The organism is Sphingobacterium athyrii (assembly GCF_003071065.1).
Taxonomy (GTDB): Bacteria; Bacteroidota; Bacteroidia; order Sphingobacteriales; family Sphingobacteriaceae; genus Sphingobacterium; species Sphingobacterium athyrii.
Genome location: NZ_QCXX01000003.1, coordinates 622,939 through 641,073 on the forward strand (window position 1 = coordinate 622,939; position 18,135 = coordinate 641,073).

The 18,135-nt window shown below is 39.4% G+C and carries 18 protein-coding genes and 1 tRNA gene; 9 read left to right on the plus strand and 10 right to left on the minus strand.

Going from position 1 to position 18,135, the window contains the following annotated elements; translation table 11 throughout:
- Positions 1-209: 209 nt before the first annotated feature.
- On the minus strand, positions 210-2,099 hold the full coding sequence (htpG, locus tag DCO56_RS13355; protein WP_108634255.1) for a molecular chaperone HtpG: 1,890 nt from the start codon (positions 2,097-2,099) through the stop codon (positions 210-212).
- A 175-nt stretch (positions 2,100-2,274) separates the two neighbouring features.
- Complete coding sequence (locus tag DCO56_RS13360; RefSeq protein ID WP_108634256.1) at positions 2,275-2,838, minus strand: YqgE/AlgH family protein; 564 nt, start codon at positions 2,836-2,838, stop codon at positions 2,275-2,277.
- A gap of 155 nt (positions 2,839-2,993) precedes the next feature.
- Here DCO56_RS13360 and pdxH point away from each other — a divergent pair, with 155 nt between their 5' ends.
- From pdxH to ruvB, 5 genes are all read left to right on the plus strand, one after another.
- Entirely contained in the window at positions 2,994-3,647 is a 654-nt protein-coding gene (pdxH, locus tag DCO56_RS13365; protein WP_108634257.1) for a pyridoxamine 5'-phosphate oxidase, read from the plus strand.
- Position 3,648: 1 nt separating this feature from the next.
- Positions 3,649-4,137, plus strand: a complete 489-nt coding sequence (locus DCO56_RS13370; protein WP_108634258.1) for an NADH-quinone oxidoreductase subunit C — start codon at positions 3,649-3,651, stop codon at positions 4,135-4,137.
- A 5-nt stretch (positions 4,138-4,142) separates the two neighbouring features.
- Complete coding sequence (locus tag DCO56_RS13375) at positions 4,143-5,339, plus strand: NADH-quinone oxidoreductase subunit D (RefSeq protein WP_108634259.1); 1,197 nt, start codon at positions 4,143-4,145, stop codon at positions 5,337-5,339.
- Between the two features lie 348 nt (positions 5,340-5,687).
- Positions 5,688-6,425, plus strand: a complete 738-nt coding sequence (locus DCO56_RS13380) for a polyprenol monophosphomannose synthase (protein ID WP_108634260.1) — start codon at positions 5,688-5,690, stop codon at positions 6,423-6,425.
- A 12-nt stretch (positions 6,426-6,437) separates the two neighbouring features.
- The gene (ruvB, locus tag DCO56_RS13385) at positions 6,438-7,460 is read left to right on the plus strand and encodes a Holliday junction branch migration DNA helicase RuvB (protein ID WP_108634261.1); all 1,023 of its coding nucleotides are present in this window, start codon (positions 6,438-6,440) and stop codon (positions 7,458-7,460) included.
- A gap of 27 nt (positions 7,461-7,487) precedes the next feature.
- Here ruvB and DCO56_RS13390 read toward each other — a convergent pair whose 3' ends face one another.
- The 3 genes from DCO56_RS13390 to DCO56_RS13400 all read right to left on the minus strand — a co-directional run bounded on the left by DCO56_RS13390 (position 7,488) and on the right by DCO56_RS13400 (position 12,035).
- Positions 7,488-8,027: a hypothetical protein gene (locus DCO56_RS13390; protein WP_108634262.1), complete on the minus strand. Its 540-nt coding sequence runs from the start codon at positions 8,025-8,027 to the stop codon at positions 7,488-7,490.
- A gap of 7 nt (positions 8,028-8,034) precedes the next feature.
- On the minus strand, positions 8,035-10,521 hold the full coding sequence (locus DCO56_RS13395; RefSeq protein WP_108634263.1) for a S9 family peptidase: 2,487 nt from the start codon (positions 10,519-10,521) through the stop codon (positions 8,035-8,037).
- Between the two features lie 89 nt (positions 10,522-10,610).
- Positions 10,611-12,035, minus strand: a complete 1,425-nt coding sequence (locus DCO56_RS13400) for an ATP-dependent DNA helicase (protein ID WP_108634551.1) — start codon at positions 12,033-12,035, stop codon at positions 10,611-10,613.
- Between the two features lie 85 nt (positions 12,036-12,120).
- Between DCO56_RS13400 and DCO56_RS13405 the strand changes: the two genes are divergently transcribed.
- From DCO56_RS13405 to coaD, 3 genes are read left to right on the plus strand one after another with little or no spacing between them, the layout of a single operon-like run.
- Positions 12,121-12,918, plus strand: coding sequence for a DUF3822 family protein (locus DCO56_RS13405; protein WP_108634264.1), 798 nt, complete (start codon positions 12,121-12,123; stop codon positions 12,916-12,918).
- A complete protein-coding gene (gene rsmD, locus DCO56_RS13410) occupies positions 12,909-13,448 on the plus strand; it encodes a 16S rRNA (guanine(966)-N(2))-methyltransferase RsmD (RefSeq protein WP_108634265.1) in 540 nt (179 codons plus the stop codon). The genes DCO56_RS13405 and rsmD overlap by 10 nt, the downstream gene beginning before the upstream one ends.
- 1 nt (position 13,449) lies before the next feature.
- The gene (gene coaD / locus DCO56_RS13415; RefSeq protein ID WP_108634266.1) at positions 13,450-13,935 is read left to right on the plus strand and encodes a pantetheine-phosphate adenylyltransferase; all 486 of its coding nucleotides are present in this window, start codon (positions 13,450-13,452) and stop codon (positions 13,933-13,935) included.
- Positions 13,936-14,165: 230 nt separating this feature from the next.
- Here coaD and DCO56_RS13420 read toward each other — a convergent pair whose 3' ends face one another.
- Positions 14,166-15,128, minus strand: coding sequence for an aldo/keto reductase (locus DCO56_RS13420; protein WP_108634267.1), 963 nt, complete (start codon positions 15,126-15,128; stop codon positions 14,166-14,168).
- Between the two features lie 182 nt (positions 15,129-15,310).
- On the opposite strand from DCO56_RS13420, the gene DCO56_RS13425 reads away from it, so the two are divergent.
- Positions 15,311-15,390 (plus strand) — tRNA-Leu (locus DCO56_RS13425).
- Positions 15,391-15,688: 298 nt separating this feature from the next.
- Here the strand turns inward: DCO56_RS13425 and DCO56_RS13430 are convergent.
- From DCO56_RS13430 to DCO56_RS13445, 4 genes are all read right to left on the minus strand, one after another.
- On the minus strand, positions 15,689-16,108 hold the full coding sequence (locus tag DCO56_RS13430; RefSeq protein WP_108634268.1) for a c-type cytochrome: 420 nt from the start codon (positions 16,106-16,108) through the stop codon (positions 15,689-15,691).
- 90 nt (positions 16,109-16,198) lie between these two features.
- Entirely contained in the window at positions 16,199-16,591 is a 393-nt protein-coding gene (locus tag DCO56_RS13435; RefSeq protein ID WP_108634269.1) for a hypothetical protein, read from the minus strand.
- Positions 16,592-16,634: 43 nt separating this feature from the next.
- Positions 16,635-17,291, minus strand: coding sequence for a DUF1345 domain-containing protein (locus DCO56_RS13440; RefSeq protein WP_108634270.1), 657 nt, complete (start codon positions 17,289-17,291; stop codon positions 16,635-16,637).
- 9 nt (positions 17,292-17,300) lie between these two features.
- Positions 17,301-18,110 carry a hypothetical protein gene (locus tag DCO56_RS13445; RefSeq protein WP_108634271.1) on the minus strand — a complete coding sequence of 270 codons (810 nt, stop codon included), beginning with the start codon at positions 18,108-18,110 and terminating at the stop codon, positions 17,301-17,303.
- Between the last annotated feature and the right edge of the window lie 25 nt (positions 18,111-18,135).

Sequence of the window (18,135 nt, forward strand, 5' to 3'; positions counted from 1 at the left end):
CCAAATAATTAAATGAAAAAAAACAGCGATTAAAGGCAACTAGGTGAAGGATAGTTTATTAAATTTTAACAAAAAACGAATGCAATAGTCAGCGGATGGAGATTTGGTATTTTTACTCACGATAATGTCCGTTTTTTGCTGAATATTTGAATAAAAAAGCGATTACCCGAATAGAGTAATCGCTTTTTTCTATTTAGACTATAGTCTTATTAGATCATCTCAACGCTTCTTTTTACGAAAGACGTCAAGTCTGCACCTGATAAAAGACCTCTTGACAAGAGTGCTAAATCAAAAGCCTGTTTCGCCAATTTCGCACCTTCTTCATCAGAAGCGGATAAAATCCGTTTGATCAAAGGGTGATTACCATTAACCGTTACCTTGTAATTGTCAGGCAGTGAACCATAGAAGTTCATACCACCACCAGTTTTGGCCATATCTTTCATACGACGCATAAACTCATCGATAGTGACGGATACTGGCAAGTCAGCTTCACGGAGCGCATCCACCTCAACCTTCATATCTTGACGAGAAATCGCTTTTTCAAAAACCTCCAATGCTTTTTTGGATTCCTCTTCGGACAACGAAAGTTCTATTTTTTCGTCTTTTTGAATAAGCTTGTCGATTACATCTGCGTCTACACGTTTAAGCTGTACTTTTTCGCCACCCTTTTGCTCTAAATAAGAAGTAAAGTGCGTGTCAAGCGGGCCGTCGAGCACCAATACATCATAACCTTTGTTTAACGCTGTTTGGATAAAGCCATCTTGCTGAGCAGCATCGTGTGTATAGAGGTAAATGATATTACCATCTTTGTCGACTTGAATGTCTTTTACCTTTTCGTAATATTCTTTGATCGTAAAGCTTGCATTGCCTGTATTTTTCAAAAGACAGAAATCACTAGCTTTTTCTGCAAACTTCTCATCGCTTAACATACCGTACTTGATAAAAAGGCCGATATCGTTCCATTTTTCTTCAAAACCTTTGCGGTCAGTTTTGAATATTTCATTTAATTTATCAGCAACTTTTTTGGTGATGTAACTATTGATCTTTTTGACATTACTATCAGCCTGCAAGAATGAGCGGGAGACATTCAATGGGATATCAGGTGAATCAATTACACCGTGCAGTAACATTAGGAATTCTGGTACAATATCTTTCACTTCATCAGTGATGAATACTTGTCGCGAATAAAGCTTGATTTTGTTACGTTGGATTTCAAGCTCATTTTTCACCTTGGGGAAGTAAAGTATACCAGTCAAATTAAATGGATAGTCTACATTAAGGTGGATCCAAAACAATGGCTCGTCCATCGAATAAGGATATAGTTCGCGATAGAAAGCTAAATAATCCTCATCTTTTAATTCAGAAGGAGACTTTGTCCATGCTGGATTTGTATTGTTGATTATATTATCAACTTCTACAGATTTATATTTTGGCTTGCCTTCCTCATCTTCACCATCTGCCTCAGAACTTGTCTTGGTACCGAAACGGATTGGAATAGGAAGGAACTTCGCATATTTGTCCAAGATATCCTGCAGACGTGCTTGGCTCAAAAACTCGGTCGACTCGTCATTGATGTGCAAAATGACATCTGTACCACGTGTTGTTCTAGTCCCTGTTGAAATTTCGTAAGAGGTACTACCGTCACAGGTCCAGTGCGCCGGCTCAGCTCCATCTTGGTAGGATAATGATTGAATTTCTACTGTATCTGCCACCATAAATGCAGAATAGAATCCTAATCCAAAGCGACCAATAATCTCGTTTGCATCGTTCGCTTCTTTGAATTTCTCCATAAATTCCGTTGCTCCCGAAAACGCAATCTGATTAATATATTTTTTGATTTCTTCGGCTGTCATACCGATACCATTATCCGAAATCGTAATGGTCTTGGCCGCTTCATCAAACTTGACGTCTACGATTAACTCACCTGTTTCGCCATTGTATTGCCCCAAAGAAGCCAAACGTTTAATCTTTTGGGAAGCATCAACTGCATTAGATACCAGTTCTCGCAAGAAAATCTCATTATCTGAGTATAAGAATTTTTTGATTACGGGAAATATGTTCTCCGTGTGGATTGAAATACTACCTTTTTCTGGATTCATAATTTTGTATGTTGCTATTTAATGTTATGATTTTGGTGATCCATGCACAATCAATGTTCCAAATACTGATAGTAGGACAGGATGGCAGAAATTCATTCATTTTGTCATAACGTTCAATATGCCCTCGTAATCGAAATTAAAACCTATGTCAAGATAGCGTAGACAGAAGAATAGCTCAATTTAACTCTGGGCTCTGCGGAAAATTGGCAACATGCGCATATTTAGGACCTAACCCAATAATGGCGTCCTTCCAGAGCAACTCGCCGTTTCCTTCAAAAATAATTTGATGATGGTATTTATTTTGAACGGCCCAGCTATTCTCATTGATTTCCTTGTCCAATTGACCGGTCGACCAACCTGAATAGCCGATGAAAAATTTAATTTCATCAGTTTTAATCTCATGCTGTTGAATGGCGCTAATAAGCTTTTCTTCGTCACCGCCAAAGTAAAGATTGGGAGCAACTTCTTCACCGCTTAATAAAAGATCGAATCGGCTATGTACAAAAAACAAGCTTTCTTGTGCTACAGGCCCGCCAAGATAAATTGGAAAAGTGCATGTCGATATCGGCTCCAATAATTGACCAATCTGAACATTTGTCTTATTATTCAAGACAAAGCCCAAACTTCCTTCGCTGTTATGGTCACAGAGTAGTATAACGGACCTTAAGAACCGGGGATCCAGCATAAACGGTTCTGAGATCAATAAACTTCCTTTTTGTGGGTCTAATTCATTAAACATAGGACGTAAGATTAAGTATATGTCGAAATATATCCATTTTTATTTAACATATGCGAGATCTGTGCCAAAAAAAACGTTTTTGGCAATTTCTACTAAGTTTATAGAGAAAAAGCAATGATTTTAGTAAGTTTGTAAGAATATAGAAATAGGTTTATATGTCCATTCAACATAAAGATATTGCAGCGATCAGACAAGATTACGTTTTAGGTAACCTATCTGAATCGGATGTGGATTATGATCCCGTCCTTCAGTTCAAAAAATGGTTTGATGAGGCCATTCATAGTGAAGTCATTGAGCCCAATGCAATGGTACTGTCTACTGTATCATCGCAACATTTACCCTCCTCAAGGATTGTGTTGTTAAAAGATATTGCAGATGGGGGGTTGGTATTCTTCACAAATTACGAAAGCCGAAAAGGGGAAGATATGAAAGCCAATCCGCATGCAGCACTCTTATTTTTCTGGCCCGAACTACAACGACAAATTCGTGTTGAGGGTGTAATTGAATTTGCCAATGAATCCAATTCGGATGAGTATTTTCAATCGCGCCCCAAAGCAAGTCGTATAGGTGCTTTGGCATCGCCGCAGAGCCGCGAAATTCCAAATAGAGATTTTTTGGAAAGTAGAGTAGAAGAGCTTCAGAAGCAATATACCGACGATGTACCCGTACCTCGTCCGGCACATTGGGGCGGCTATATCTTAAAACCCATCTATTTTGAATTTTGGCAGGGGCGCGCAAGCCGTCTTCATGACCGTATTGTCTATAAAAAAGTATCAGATTCTTGGAAAATCACGCGTCTAGCCCCATAATATGACATTTGAAGAAATTAAATCAAAACTAGTTTCCGCATTGGGGGGCTCGATAATACTGAAAGAAGAGGTCACTGGATTACAACCAGCTTTGTTTATCGCCTCGGAAGATCTACTACCTGTCTGTTCTTTTCTACGAGATACGGAAGGACTTTATTTTGACTTTTTGAGCAATATAACGGCGGTAGATTACGAAGAGCACTTTACCATTGTTTACCATCTTAATTCCCTGCCTTATCAACATACACTTGTTTTGAAAGTGGAATTGGAGGCGAACCGGTCTTTGGACGAACTACCGGAGATTGCATCAATAACATCCGTTTGGCGTACAGCAGATTGGCATGAAAGAGAAGCATTTGATCTGATGGGAATTTATTTTTCAGGGCATCCTGACCTGCGACGAATCCTTTTACCCGATGATTGGGAGGGACATCCATTACGCAAAGATTATCAGGACGCTGAAAAATATCATGGTATTAACATTAATTGATCCCTATGGCGAATCCAAAATATAGAGAAGCATTAGCGCGTTATGAAAAACATTTAGCGGAGATCTCGACACAAGAAATGGTGTTGAATATGGGACCGCAACACCCGTCGACACACGGGGTATTACGCTTGCAACTGATTACCGACGGCGAAATTGTGAAAGAGGTCGTTCCACATTTGGGATATCTGCATCGATGTTTCGACAAACATGCTGAATCATTAAACTATGGTAAAACAATTCCTTTCACCGATCGCCTGGATTATCTTGCATCGATGAATAATAGTCATGCGTTCGTCATGGGTGTAGAACGTATGCTGGGTCTGGATAGTAAGATTCCCAAAAGGGTAGAATATATCCGTGTATTGGTATGTGAACTGAACCGCATTGCATCACACCTTATTGCTATCGGTACATACGGCATTGATATCGGTGCAACAACTCCTTTTCTATGGTGTTTTAGAGACCGTGAACATATCATGAACATGTTGGAATGGGTATCCGGTTCCCGCATGTTATATAACTATATATGGGTAGGCGGGCTTTTCTACGATTTACCCGTTGGCTTTGAAGCACGTTGTTCCGAATTTATAAGTTATTTTAAACCAAAACTGGTTGAGCTTGATGAGATATTAACGCAGAATCAGATATTTATATCCCGAACAGCTAATATAGGCGTCTTACCCGCTGACGTTGCGATCAATTATGGTGTTTCTGGCCCTATGCTGCGAGCCTCGGGTATTAAATGGGATTTGAGACGGATTGATGGGTATTCCGTTTATCCGGAAATAGACTTTGAGATCCCGGTGGGACAAGGAGCCATGGGCAGTATCGGAGATTGCTGGGACCGCTATAAGGTTAGGGTAGATGAAGTACGTGAATCTGTACGTATCATTGAACAATGCCTTGAACGGTTACGAAAAGATTTTAAGCGTACCGCAGATTTTGATCCGCGTGCTTTGGTGCCCAAAAAAGTAAATTTGAAAGCACAAGATTACTATGTGCGTGCAGAGAACCCGAAAGGAGAACTTGGTTTTTATTTTGTAACGAAAGAAAAATCCGATATTCCCTTAAGAGTGAAATCAAGAGGACCAAGTTTCAACAATCTTTCTGTCATTTCCGAATTGGGAAAAGGGGTTTTAATTGCCGACCTCATTGCAATACTCGGGTCAATTGATATTGTCCTGGGCGAAGTTGATCGATGAAATTGCAGTATTGTGCATATTATCAAATGTTTTTGACAAAAACTGAGACATTGTATTGAAAATGTTGCATAAAAACGCATTAAAATTTGCATATATAAGCAATATTCGCCATATTTGCAGTCTCATAATTTAAGTTTATAATTGGTTAATGAAAGCTCGTTACTCCCATAGTAACGGGCTTTTCTTTTTATCACTCAGCTATTTTATCGGCCAGATACTTTTATAGTTAAAAGCAGGCGACATCAAGCTACGTTCCTTCGAAATATCCTTTTTGTAAGGATTTCATCGAAATTCTTAGCAGAGAATTTAGCTTAAATTGTTACCTTTACTGGTCTTAAATAAAAGAAAGTGGCGGAGAGTTTAGTTATTATTCCAACATATAATGAAAAGGAAAATATTGAAAAAATCATTCGTAAAGTTTTTTCCTTATCACATGCATTTGATATTCTGATTGTTGATGACGGATCGCCTGATGGAACGGCAGATATCGTAAAGCGTTTACAATTAATTGAATTTCAGGACCGTTTATTTATAGAGGAACGGAAAGGGAAATTAGGTTTGGGAACTGCTTATATCCATGGATTTAAATGGGGGCTCGCAAGGGAACATTATCAGTACATCTTTGAAATGGATGCGGATTTTAGCCACAACCCTGAAGATTTAGTCCGATTGAGACAAGCCTGCGTGGATGGTGCCGATATGAGTATCGGCTCCCGCTATATTAAAGGTGTAAATGTTGTCAACTGGCCTATGAGCAGGGTATTGATGTCATATTTTGCATCAGTATATGTCCGTTTTATTACTGGAATTAAAGTTCAGGATGCTACAGCTGGTTTTGTCTGTTTCACGCGGGAGGTACTGAAGACTATTCCTTTGGACAAGATTAAATTTGTTGGCTATGCTTTCCAAATTGAGATGAAATTTACGGCCATTCAATATGGGTTTAATGTTGTGGAGGTGCCTATCATATTTACCGATAGGACCGAGGGCACATCTAAAATGAGTACAAGTATCTTCAAGGAAGCTTTTTTTGGTGTGATCCAGCTTAAACTGGGAAGTATCGGAAAAAGTTATAAGAGAAATTAATATTATTGGTCAATGAATGAGAATTTAGATCCAAACCCCGAACGTTTGAGCAATACCGATCGCGATATCGAACGGGCATTGCGCCCCCAGGCTTTTGAAGATTTTACGGGACAGGCAAAAATATTGGAGAATCTAAATATTTTTGTGAAAGCTGCGCGACTGCGCGGAGAAGCGTTGGATCATGTATTGTTGCATGGGCCTCCGGGACTAGGTAAAACAACACTATCCCACATCATCGCAAATGAAATGGGTGTAGGTATAAAAATCACCTCCGGCCCAGTCTTGGATAAGCCCGGAGACCTTGCCGGGCTGTTGACAAATCTGGAGGAGGGGGATGTGCTCTTTATCGATGAAATCCATCGTTTAAGCCCCTTGGTTGAGGAGTATCTCTATTCGGCAATGGAGGATTTCAAAATTGACATCATGCTGGAGACGGGACCAAATGCCCGCTCTGTTCAGATTTCATTGAATCCTTTTACCCTAATTGGTGCAACAACCCGTTCAGGCCTCCTGACAGCTCCGCTACGCGCACGGTTTGGCATCAATTCACGGCTTCAATATTATGATGCAAAATTATTGACCACGATCGTACTCCGTTCTGCACACATTCTGAATACGCCGATCTCTGACGAAGGAGCGTACGAAATTGCACGCAGGAGTAGGGGAACCCCACGGATTGCAAATGCTTTGTTGCGCCGGACACGAGACTTTGCCCAGATCAAAGGAAATGGAAGCATTGATCAGGAAATAGCGAAATATGCACTTCATGCGCTTAATGTCGATGAAAATGGTTTAGATGAAATGGACAATAAAATCTTGACCACAATTATTGATAAATTCAAAGGTGGTCCCGTTGGTCTTAAAACTGTTGCCACTGCAGTAGGAGAAGATGAAGGTACAATAGAAGAGGTATATGAACCTTTTCTGATCCAGGAAGGTTACATCATGCGCACCTCCAGAGGACGTGAATGTACAGAAGCTGCATATAAGCACCTCGGCCGCACACATAATCCAAAAGGAAACACGTTATTTTAATTACTAAGCTTAAAAATACCCTTCCAATCAGTTACTTTGAAGGATTCGCTTCGTACGGCTCAGCAATGCCGGGCTTGGTTTTATCTTCTGAAAATAACTGATCTGAGCAAAAAGCTCCTCTTTTATCCAAGTATGTTTCTTGCTCAGATTATTTAAAATATCCAAACAATTGACCAGCACAGCTACGGGACATTGTTGGTCAATCAGCCATTGAAAAGCATATTCAATAAGCGCTTCTTCAGTCTTTTTATCAAGATAGTAGCTTTTATTCTTTTTTGATGTTAAGTACATCAATATTTTACTATAACTCCTAAGGCAACTCCAGTTTTTTTGTTTTTTCAGATTCTCAAAGAATTGTGGCAACAACCCTTGAAGCAGAGCCGTGTCCTTTAAAACAATTGTCTCAAACACCCAGGCAGCACGAAAAGACAGTGTTTTATCCTTCTCCAGCGAAATGTTGAGCAAATCCTGAAGGCTAATACCAGCAAGCATATCCAAAGAAAAATCCGTTACCTCAAACGATCTTAAGGTAACGGACAAAAACTTTATTTTTTCATGATAGGTCATAAACCTGTTATTTTAGCGGCTTCTCTCGATTCATTTCGGTCATATCAACTTCGTTCATTTTGGAATCTCCCAAAAGGTATTGACTAAAATAATCACCCATCTTCCAGAAGAAATACTCTGTCATATCGCCGAATCCATGCCTTTGTCCCGGTAAGAGCAAGAAGTCGAACCGTTTATTTGCTTTGATCAATGCATCGACCATCCGAATTGAGTTTGCCGGATGAACGTTGTTGTCAATATCGCCAGTAGCGATCAAGAGTCGTCCTTTTAGGTTTTTGGCTAATTCCGTGTTCTTGTTGATCTGATATGAAAACGTCGTATCACCTTTTGCCGAAACCTTTTCTGTTACACCATGGTGGCGTTCGCTCCACCAGCGGTTGTAGATCTGATTTTCGTGGTTGCCCGCTCCCGATACGGCAACTTTAAAAAAGTCGGGATAAACAAGCATTGCCGCTGTCGACATAAATCCGCCTCCGGAGTGTCCTGTAATGCCTACACGATTGATGTCAATAAACTTATAACGGTCTGCGAGTTGCTCTGCCGTCGCCTTTTTATCTTCCAATCCATAATCCCGCAGATTGCCATAACCATAGGTATGGTACCATTGTGAACGGGATGGATGTCCGCCGCGATTTCCAACAGTAACCACAATAAAGCCAAATTGGGCTAATCGGTCTATCCGGTCCATGCTCCGTCCAAAAGATTTATTCACAGCTTCTGTCTGCGGTCCCGGATAGACATATTCTACAATAGGGTAGGTTCTTGTACTATCAAAGTCAAAAGGCTTATACATGACACCATAGAGATCTGTGGTACCGTCGCCAGCCTTTACTTTAAACGGCTCAGGGAATTTATAACCTGCAGCAAATAACAGCGACAAATCTGCTTTTTCAAGCGTCATAATCTTCTGTCCGTTGCCATTTAATAATACAGATTCGGGTGTTGTATTTACTCTTGAAGAATTGTTTACAAAATATTTGGACGATTCACTCATCTCGATCTGATGATCAAAATTACCCGGATTCAGCAGTTTAATTCCATTTCCGTTTAGATTGACACTATAATGGTGAAGGTAATAGGGATCCTCATTTTTCTCACGACCAGATGCAGTAAAAAATAAGGTCTGAGTGGTCGGATCTAACCCCGTAATTTCCTCACAGTGAAAGCTTCCCTTAGTAATTTGGTTTATAAATTTACCATTGGTGTCATAGCGATAATAATGACCCCACCCGTCTCTTTCGGACCAATGAACCAATTGTTTTCCATTTTCGAGCAATAGAGGCTTTTGAACATCCAGATATACATTGGAACGTTCCTGAATAATGGGATTTACTGTTCCGTTCACATTTACCTTTAACAGATCTATTCTTTTTAAATCACGGCTGGAACGGGAAATATAGAATTCTTCGTTATTACCCAGCCAGTAATTAATGTAGTAATCTTCTTTGTATGAATTTCTGTCTGGTGTTTTGGTCCAGCTGGAAATGGTCTGATTTTTAAAAGCTGCGATATTTATTCTGCGCGGAGCCTTTGTTGCTGCCTCAAAGATATAGAATTCAGTCTCGGTTGAGTCAACCTCACCCGGCATCTGGTATTTATATGTCTCCAGGGTAGGTCGGGAAGAACCCACATTATTGATCACCCACAAAGGTCGCAACGATCTATTGTCTTTTCTTGTCAGCGTAAAATAGCGACCATCAGGTGACCAGCTTATCCATACACGTTTGCGTTTCGTTTCATTATCTTTATCCTTTTCGTCACCCGTAGTGGTACTATATTCATCGCCGCCCCAAGCATAGTATTGTACCCCGTCTTTTGTAATCTGGTGTTCGACAATAGTGCTATCTTTCTCATTTTTGACTGCTTTCAGATAATTGGCTTTGTCCATCCAATACAGATTAAAGTCTTTGGCAAAATACACCGTATTGGTATCCGGGGAGAAACTTGCCCAGGACAGGGGAGTTTTTACTTTCGTAGAATCACTAATTTCAGATACTATCTTTGATGCGAAATCATATTCCAAATAGAAGAGTTTCTTTTTTGTCGTATCGGATTTATTTTTAAGTTTTTCGATCTCATCTTTGGACTTTACAGTATCTTTCGTGCTTTGAATCTGAAATCTGATTTTTTTTTCATCTTTCGTAAATCTTAAACCCTGTAATTCTAGATGTTGGGCATCAACAGGATTTTTGACAATTTTAGTAATTTGAGCAGCGAGATGCTCACTATCAAAAAGAGTCTCTTTCTTTTTGAGTGCTGGGTTTACGATATACCAATTTTTCCCTTGTGGGCTGGCATAGTCATACCAAAAACGATCCGAAAAATTGATCCAGTTTGGCTTAATGGTCGTAGAGAAAATCATTTTCTTTAATTTCTCCGGCGAAAATTTGGCAGCCAACTGATAATTCGGTTTTACCGGAGGCTTTTCAATCTGTTGTGCAGCACCAAAGTAAGGCAATAGACTAGCTGCAAAGATAAAATAGAACTTATGCATCAAATAAATATAGATAATTGTGTAATCTTGGTTTTGGTCGCTAAAATATTCATTATTACACAGTCAAAAGAATGATTCGTGTAATAATCCTATGATGGATAGAAGTTTTCATTAAAGTTTACCAAAAAAAGTTCCTGCGTAGCCCGGGTAACACCAGTATATAGCCAGCGAAGAAATTCAAGATCCAACATTTCATCATTGAGATATCCCTGATCAACGAAAACAATGGGCCATTGTCCCCCTTGTGCTTTGTGACAAGTGATTGCGAAAGCAAATTTGATCTGCAATGCATTGTAATAAGGATCTTTCTTAATAGCTTCAAGTCGATCCTTTTTATCCAGGATATCCGCATAATCCATCCCGATCTCTTCGTATAGGTTTTTCTGGCTTTCATACGAAAGGTTAGGTCCTTCTGTATAGAGACTGTCTAAAATAACGCGACAGGTGATGGGTTCTATTTCATCAAAATCCATAAATTCCAGCGTAACATCAGCAAACCTGTAACCATGCTGTTCGTGGATATTACTCACTTTCCTGACTTTGGCCATATCGCCGTTTGCAATAAAACCATCGCCCATGTTGTTTTCCTGCAGCCAAAAGTAATTGTTCTTTACCACCATGATATAGTCGCCGCCGGTCAACTCCTCATCCCTAAAAAGGATTCTGTTGCGAATGTTCTGATTATATAGGTTTGCCGAACGGTTTGAACGGCATATGATCATGGTGTTCTCTACACCATATTTATCATATGCATAATTTATACCTTCAATCAATCGTTCACCAGTCATACGATAAAGGTCTTTAAATCCTTTTGTTATGAACTTAGGAAACGGGAAATCAAGCTGTCCTTCCTCAGCGGATATAATCTCATTACGTATTTTAGTCGCATTGTACAATATGCCCGAATCCTGGGACTGCCTAACCACGGTAGTCAATTCATAAGGATAGACACAGAGGTGAAATTCATGTTCGAGATAGCCGGGATTTAATGCCGGACTGTCCAGTAGACCAACAGGCGGCAATTGGGCAGTATCTCCCACAAAAAGCAAGCTACAATTCTTGCCGGATTGCACATAACGAATCAGATCATCCAAAAGACTTTTTGAAAACATATTTACCGCTTCATTGGAGATCATTGAAGCTTCGTCAACAATAAAAAGAGTATCTTCATGTAAATTTTCCGCAAGCGTAAAGTCCATTTGAAAAGAAATGGCAGACTTTTTCCGGTAAATCTTCTTGTGGATGGTTAAAGCTTTTCGTCCCGAATAGTAACTCATCACTTTAGCGGCCCTACCTGTCGGAGCGAGGAGTACGGCCCGTTTCTTCAATGCGGGAAGCACTTTGACCAATGCAGCAATTAGTGTTGTTTTACCAGTACCAGCATAACCTTTGAGAACAAAACAGGACTGCCTGTCAAAAGCGAGCAGAAACTCTTCCAATAACTCGAATGCTTCCAGCTGCTGTGCAGTTGGTTGCCAGGGAAATTGTTGTATTAGCAGATTTTTGATGAACACGCCCAAAGTTATTTAAAAGGTTTGTCTTATCCTCTAGAAAAAGCTATTTTTGCTTTAACAAGTTTTTATTTTTACAATTCAGCGAATGAATTATATTTCAAAACAATTTAACATTCATTACTTACCTGAGTATAACCTTTTGGTAAAAGCTGGCTTCCAGAAAGATGTGTTAGCGGTAGTCGATAAGAAGTCAGTAGCACCGATATTGATCGAGTATCCCTCAGAGGAGCCAATTTTAGATGCAACAAGAATAATGAGTCTACCGTTTCGATTCGTTCGGATTGTGATCCCACACCAGAGTTTTACATTTATACCCAAAGAGGTTTTTCAGAAGGATAATATTGCACAATACCTGCAATTTTTGGGCACTTCAGATCTTGAGAATACATTTATTTACTATTTAGATAACCTTGGTTTAGTAGCTTTATATCAGTTCGATAAACTTCTTTTAAATCGTTGGCGCAGATTATTTCCTGACGCTGTGATCCTTCCTGAATTTGCCGTTGTATTGGACCGTGCTCAGGAGCGTATATCCATCAGAGGAACTGCGTTGGGATTACATTTTGTAGCTGACAACATGGTTGACTTTTATCTATTCAAGAATGGGGGTTTTCAGCTTTATAACAGTTTTGAAATTCATAACCTTGATGATATCAGCTATTACGTCTTGAATATATTGACACAGTTCAGTCTGGGTGATTCCATCGATAAGATTCTTCTTTCCGGTGAAGTTCCAAATGATTCTTATTATAAACGGATTGCATCCTATGCGGGTGACATCGAAGTTTTGGAGCTAAAAACAAAAGTGGTCTTGGCGGATCAAGAGATCGAAAGCAGCTTAACACCTTACAACATACTATTTGATTCAATATTATGCGAATAATAGGAGGTAGAATAGGTGGCTTAAGGCTGAACCCGCCGACCAATTTACCGGTCAGGCCGACCACAGATATTGCTAAGGAAGCATTGTTTAATATTTTGCAGAATCGTCTGGAATTTGATGGGCTCCATTGCCTTGATCTTTTCGCGGGCACTGGAAATATTAGTTTTGAACTAGCCTCGCGCGAAGTGAAACAGGTAGATTCTATTGATCTGCATTTTAAATGTGTACAATATATTACCGAGACTGCAAAAAAAATGAAACTTGAACAGATCAAAGCAAAGAAAGCAGATGTCTTTAAGTTTATTAGCAGCTGTAAAAATACGTATGACCTAATTTTCGCAGATCCACCTTACGATATTCCAAAACTGCCCCAATTGCCAAAATTGATCTTCGATCACAATCTATTGAATGACAACGGGCTTCTTATTGTAGAACATCCTTCTACAAGGCAGATGGAGGAACACCCGAATTTTATAGAAACCAGAAAATACGGTTATTCATCTTTTTCATTTTACACAAATCCTCAATAGTATGAAAATTGCTGTTTTTCCGGGCTCGTTTGACCCCTTTACTTCAGCTCATCAAGATCTGGTTGAAAGAGCCCTGCCACTATTTGATAAAATCATTATTGCAGTAGGTTATAATGCGAACAAAAAAGGCATGTTGGACCATGAGGAGCGTGTCAATTGCATACAGCATCTTTTTAAGGGTGCTCAAGCGATAGAAGTGGTAAAGTATAGTGGTCTGACCGTAGATTTCTGCCAGAAAGTCGGTGCGAAATTTATATTACGCGGTTTACGAAACACGGGAGATTTCGAGTTTGAAAATGCGATAGCTCAAAACAACCTGTTACTAAACCCCACGATCGAAAGCTATTTTTTGATGAGCAGATCCGGGAAGGCCCACATATCGTCAACTATCGTACGGGATATCTGGTTTAACGGGGGAGATGTTAGCGCAATGGTACCAACAGAGGTCCTTAGCCTATTGAACGAGAAGAGACCGGCAAACCTCTGATTGTTCTATTTACAACAATAAAACATAGAAAATATCCTGACAAAATAATATTTTGTCAGGATATTTTTTGCATTGAATTACAGAGGTTTAATACCCTAAATATAAAGAATTAATTCATAAAAAATCCAGTTATCAAACCTTTTACGGCCAAACTGACCAAATAATATTCTGAATAGCACTGAATTTTATTTTAAAAACCTCTATACCAACAAATTAAAACCAAACACGCATTAATTTTCTTCCCATGTGCTAGCTATATTTAGCAAGGACATTTCTTCAGTGGACAACTTTATTTTGGTCGCTTTAGTTAGTTCCTCAAGTTGTTGTAGGGAAGTGGCACTGACAATAGGTGCAGCGACTGAAGGTCGATGAAGAATCCACGCAAGTGCGATTGTTGACATAGCGACCTGTTGATTGTGGGCTACCTGGGCTATGGCGTCCAGAATACGAAGTCCACGGTTATCAAACCGACCTTTTAAGGCATCCGATCTCTTCACATCTTTAATATCCGCCACCGACCTATATTTTCCAGAAAGAAATCCGCTTGCAAGGGAATAGTACGTGATTACACCCAAGTGATTTTCAACCGCGAGTTGCTCATAATCTTTCTCATATTTTGAACGGTCGTATAAATTATATTCGGGCTGGATGGCTACATAGGCAGGGAGACCATTCTTCTCCGCGACAACCAATGACTCCTTTAGGCGCTCAGGACTTAAATTAGACGCTCCGATCCATTTTATCTTACCAGCATGCACCAGTTGCTGATAAGCCTCCAAGGTTTCATCTATGGCCGTTGAAAGGTCATCGTGATGCGACTGATAGAGATCTATTGTATCTACTTTCAATCGCATAAGTGATTCGTCAACAGATTTGATAATATGTTCTTTTTTCAAATTGGGCTTGTCATTACCGGCATGACGTCCGCCCACCTTCGTCGCAATCTGAATTTTATCCCGCACATCCCGTTTACTGATCCATTTACCTATAATGGACTCGGACTCTGATCCAGTGTGGCCTGGTACCCAATGAGAGTAGTTATTGGATGTATCTATAAAACTAAAGCCCATATCGACGAACGCGTCCAAAAGAGCAAACGACTGTTGCTCATCTACAGTCCAGCCAAATACATTCCCGCCGAAAACGATCGGTTTGAATTCAATTTCACTATTTCCTAACTTTACCTTTTCCATGATTTGCCTAATATTTCCAGCTTAAAATTAAGAAAAAAATGCTAGTTAAGCCTTTGAAGCGGTATTACAAATAGTTTTATAAAAAATTTCTAATTCATTTTCAGGCAGTTTAGGAAAAGAAGTAGCAGATCGTTTGGAAAAATAAAAACTTTCCTTACTTTTGCATCATCCCAAACGGATATGCCCGGATGGCGGAATTGGTAGACGCGCTGGTCTCAAACACCAGTGGGAAACCGTGCCGGTTCGACTCCGGCTCCGGGTACAAAAAGGGTCTTAGCATTACACATGATAAGGCCCTTTTTAAGTAAAATGCCCTTTTGGGAACATAGAACCACTCCTTGACATGGGTGATTTAGTAAACAAGCCGAAAAATTTGTAGACATTTTGTAGACAAGAATTTCGGTCATAGATAAACCTATATCATCACCCAGACACATGTTCAAAATTTAGGATGAGTTTCAAAACCTCTGGACTAAGCGAAACAGCAATAACTAAGAAGAATAGGCAAAAAAAAACACCATAAGAGAAACCTTACGGTGTTACATGAATATATAGTTTGATTAGTTTCTCGCTATTACCATTTCTGGTTCTTCCTTGCCGCCATGACAAGTTTTACAGGAAATTGCTTTGGCCGGTGAGTTATCCCAACTACGATTGAAATATTTTTTGTTGATCTTTTGTGTCATCTTGATCATTGCCCGACCAATTTCCTTTTTGTGATTTTCATCACTTGCAAAATCCATCTTTTTGGGATCTTCTTTTGAAGGCGCATGACAAAATCCACATTTTACACCCAACGCGACGTTAAACTCTTTCATTGTCGCGATCAATTCGTCATGTGAGATATTTTTCGGTAAGACTTTTAAATTTGTAGGCTTGGGTTCTTCCTGAGGTTTTTCCTGCTGGAAGTTAAATCCACTCAAGGCGATGACTATGGCAAATACAGAAGCAATTGCTCCAATTTTCTGGATATGTTTCATTTCTCTTTTCCTTATGCTTGGCTAAATATAGCGATAAGGAAATACATTCCCAACGAAAAATGAAGTTATTATGACAATTTAGATTGATTATTATTTACGAATCCCGTCATCCACAATCCAGCGTTGACTATTTAATTGGTAGTTTATTTTAAGAGATTTGCCCTCTATGGTCACCTTTTTTAGTCCTGTTGTATCATTCGAGATCCAGGTGCTGTCGTTATCCTTATTAAAGCGAACTCCCGTAATATTTGGCACCCCTGTAAAGAATTCAATTTTAAACGATTGGTTGCCGCCGTCAGGTAGAATGCGGATCAATCTATTGGATCGATCAACAGACAATGAATTGTCCTGAAATTGAACCCTGCCAATAAAACTTCCAGAAATACCGGTAGCCGCACCAGCATCAGGTGTTTCATTTTTTTTACATGAAACAATGGTAATAAAGCATAAAACGAGCGCGACTAAGAGTTTGAACGACTTCATGTGTATAAATTTTGGACTAAAATACGGTTTTTAGCTTAAAAACTCAATTGATAAAACCGGAAATGATATTGATAGTCAATGCCACCACGAATGTATTCAGTGCAAAGGATAGCAGACCGTGAAACAGCGCAACCCGTCTGATTTTCTTTGATGAGATGCCTACGTCGGATACCTGAAATGTGCAACCCATGACAAATGAAAAATAGGCAAAGTCCATATAATCCGGCTTATCATCGCCCGGAAATTCCAGGCCACTTCCATGAGAATCATTTTCATAATATAAACGCGCATAATGGAATGTATATATAGTATGGACCAAACACCACGATGCAAGCATAGCAAACATACATATAATGATAATAAATGAATTATCAAGCTGTTTTTCCTTAGTCGATATAATGATCATTAGCACAGAGATAAAGCAACTAAGCGTAACCAATATTATAAATAGGGATACAAAAAGTTGGCTACCGTCTTCCTGCTGCGCTTTCTTGGCAATTGTGGTCACCGGCATGGTATAAAACGTATACCAGGAGACCAATATATAGGAAATACAAAAGCCAAGCCAACACAGAACCAAGCTTAACAAGGTCAAAGTTTCAATCGGGGAGAAGAGATATACAAGTGTAAAAACGCAAATTGCAATCAAAGCCCGATGAATGGACTTCATTTGATGCAGAACTGTTTTTATTTTTTTCATGACCGCAAATTAACAATCAAACTGTTCATTTGCCTCGAAAATCAATGGTTTTCCACCATTAGAAAGAAACAAAAGCAGCGCTTCTTCCTCATAGTTCCCCGGATTTGAAAAGATAAAATCCAATTGCCCGTCACGATCTATATCGCCAACAAACTGTGTGGACATAAATACATGTTCATATTGATCCTTTTGAAACAATGTCATTTCATGCGTTCCTCCAAAGACGACATTGAGCTTATAATGAGCTACTTCATGAAATATCTTTTCATGCCCTTTTTCGTCAGTTTGTACTTCGGTCGATTTAATATCTCCCAACCCTTTCAGGATAATATGCTGTTTTCTGAAATTATATTCTACGGATTCCTTAGGCCATATCTCCGAATGTTTTATCTGCATATTCTCCAAGGCCCCCGGCTTCAAGCCCTTTATATTCAGAAACAAAAGCGAGTTTCTTTTAGACTCGACACTTTTAGAAGGGACCTGAGCACATTCGTCGTAACCATCTTTAATTTCATAATCCACTTTCTCTAAATAATATTTTCCCTCGCGCTCAAAGAGATCAAACCAATCCTTATTCAATACAGCGGTGGGATCCTCTTTTTCCCAGATGCGATAACTGCGCACCAAAAAAATCTGCCCTTTTGAGCTATCGGCCGACGCAGATCTCAACAAGTCCGTACTGTCTTTTGACAATAAAGTCGAACTATCTTTCGTGGCAACTGAATCAATCGAGGTATCCTCCCTTTTTGTCATGGGACTATGACAAGCTTGGATGAGTAATAGCCCAAACAGTATGGTAAAAGCAGAATAGCTGTTCATATATTGTGAATTTTTATTTAAATAT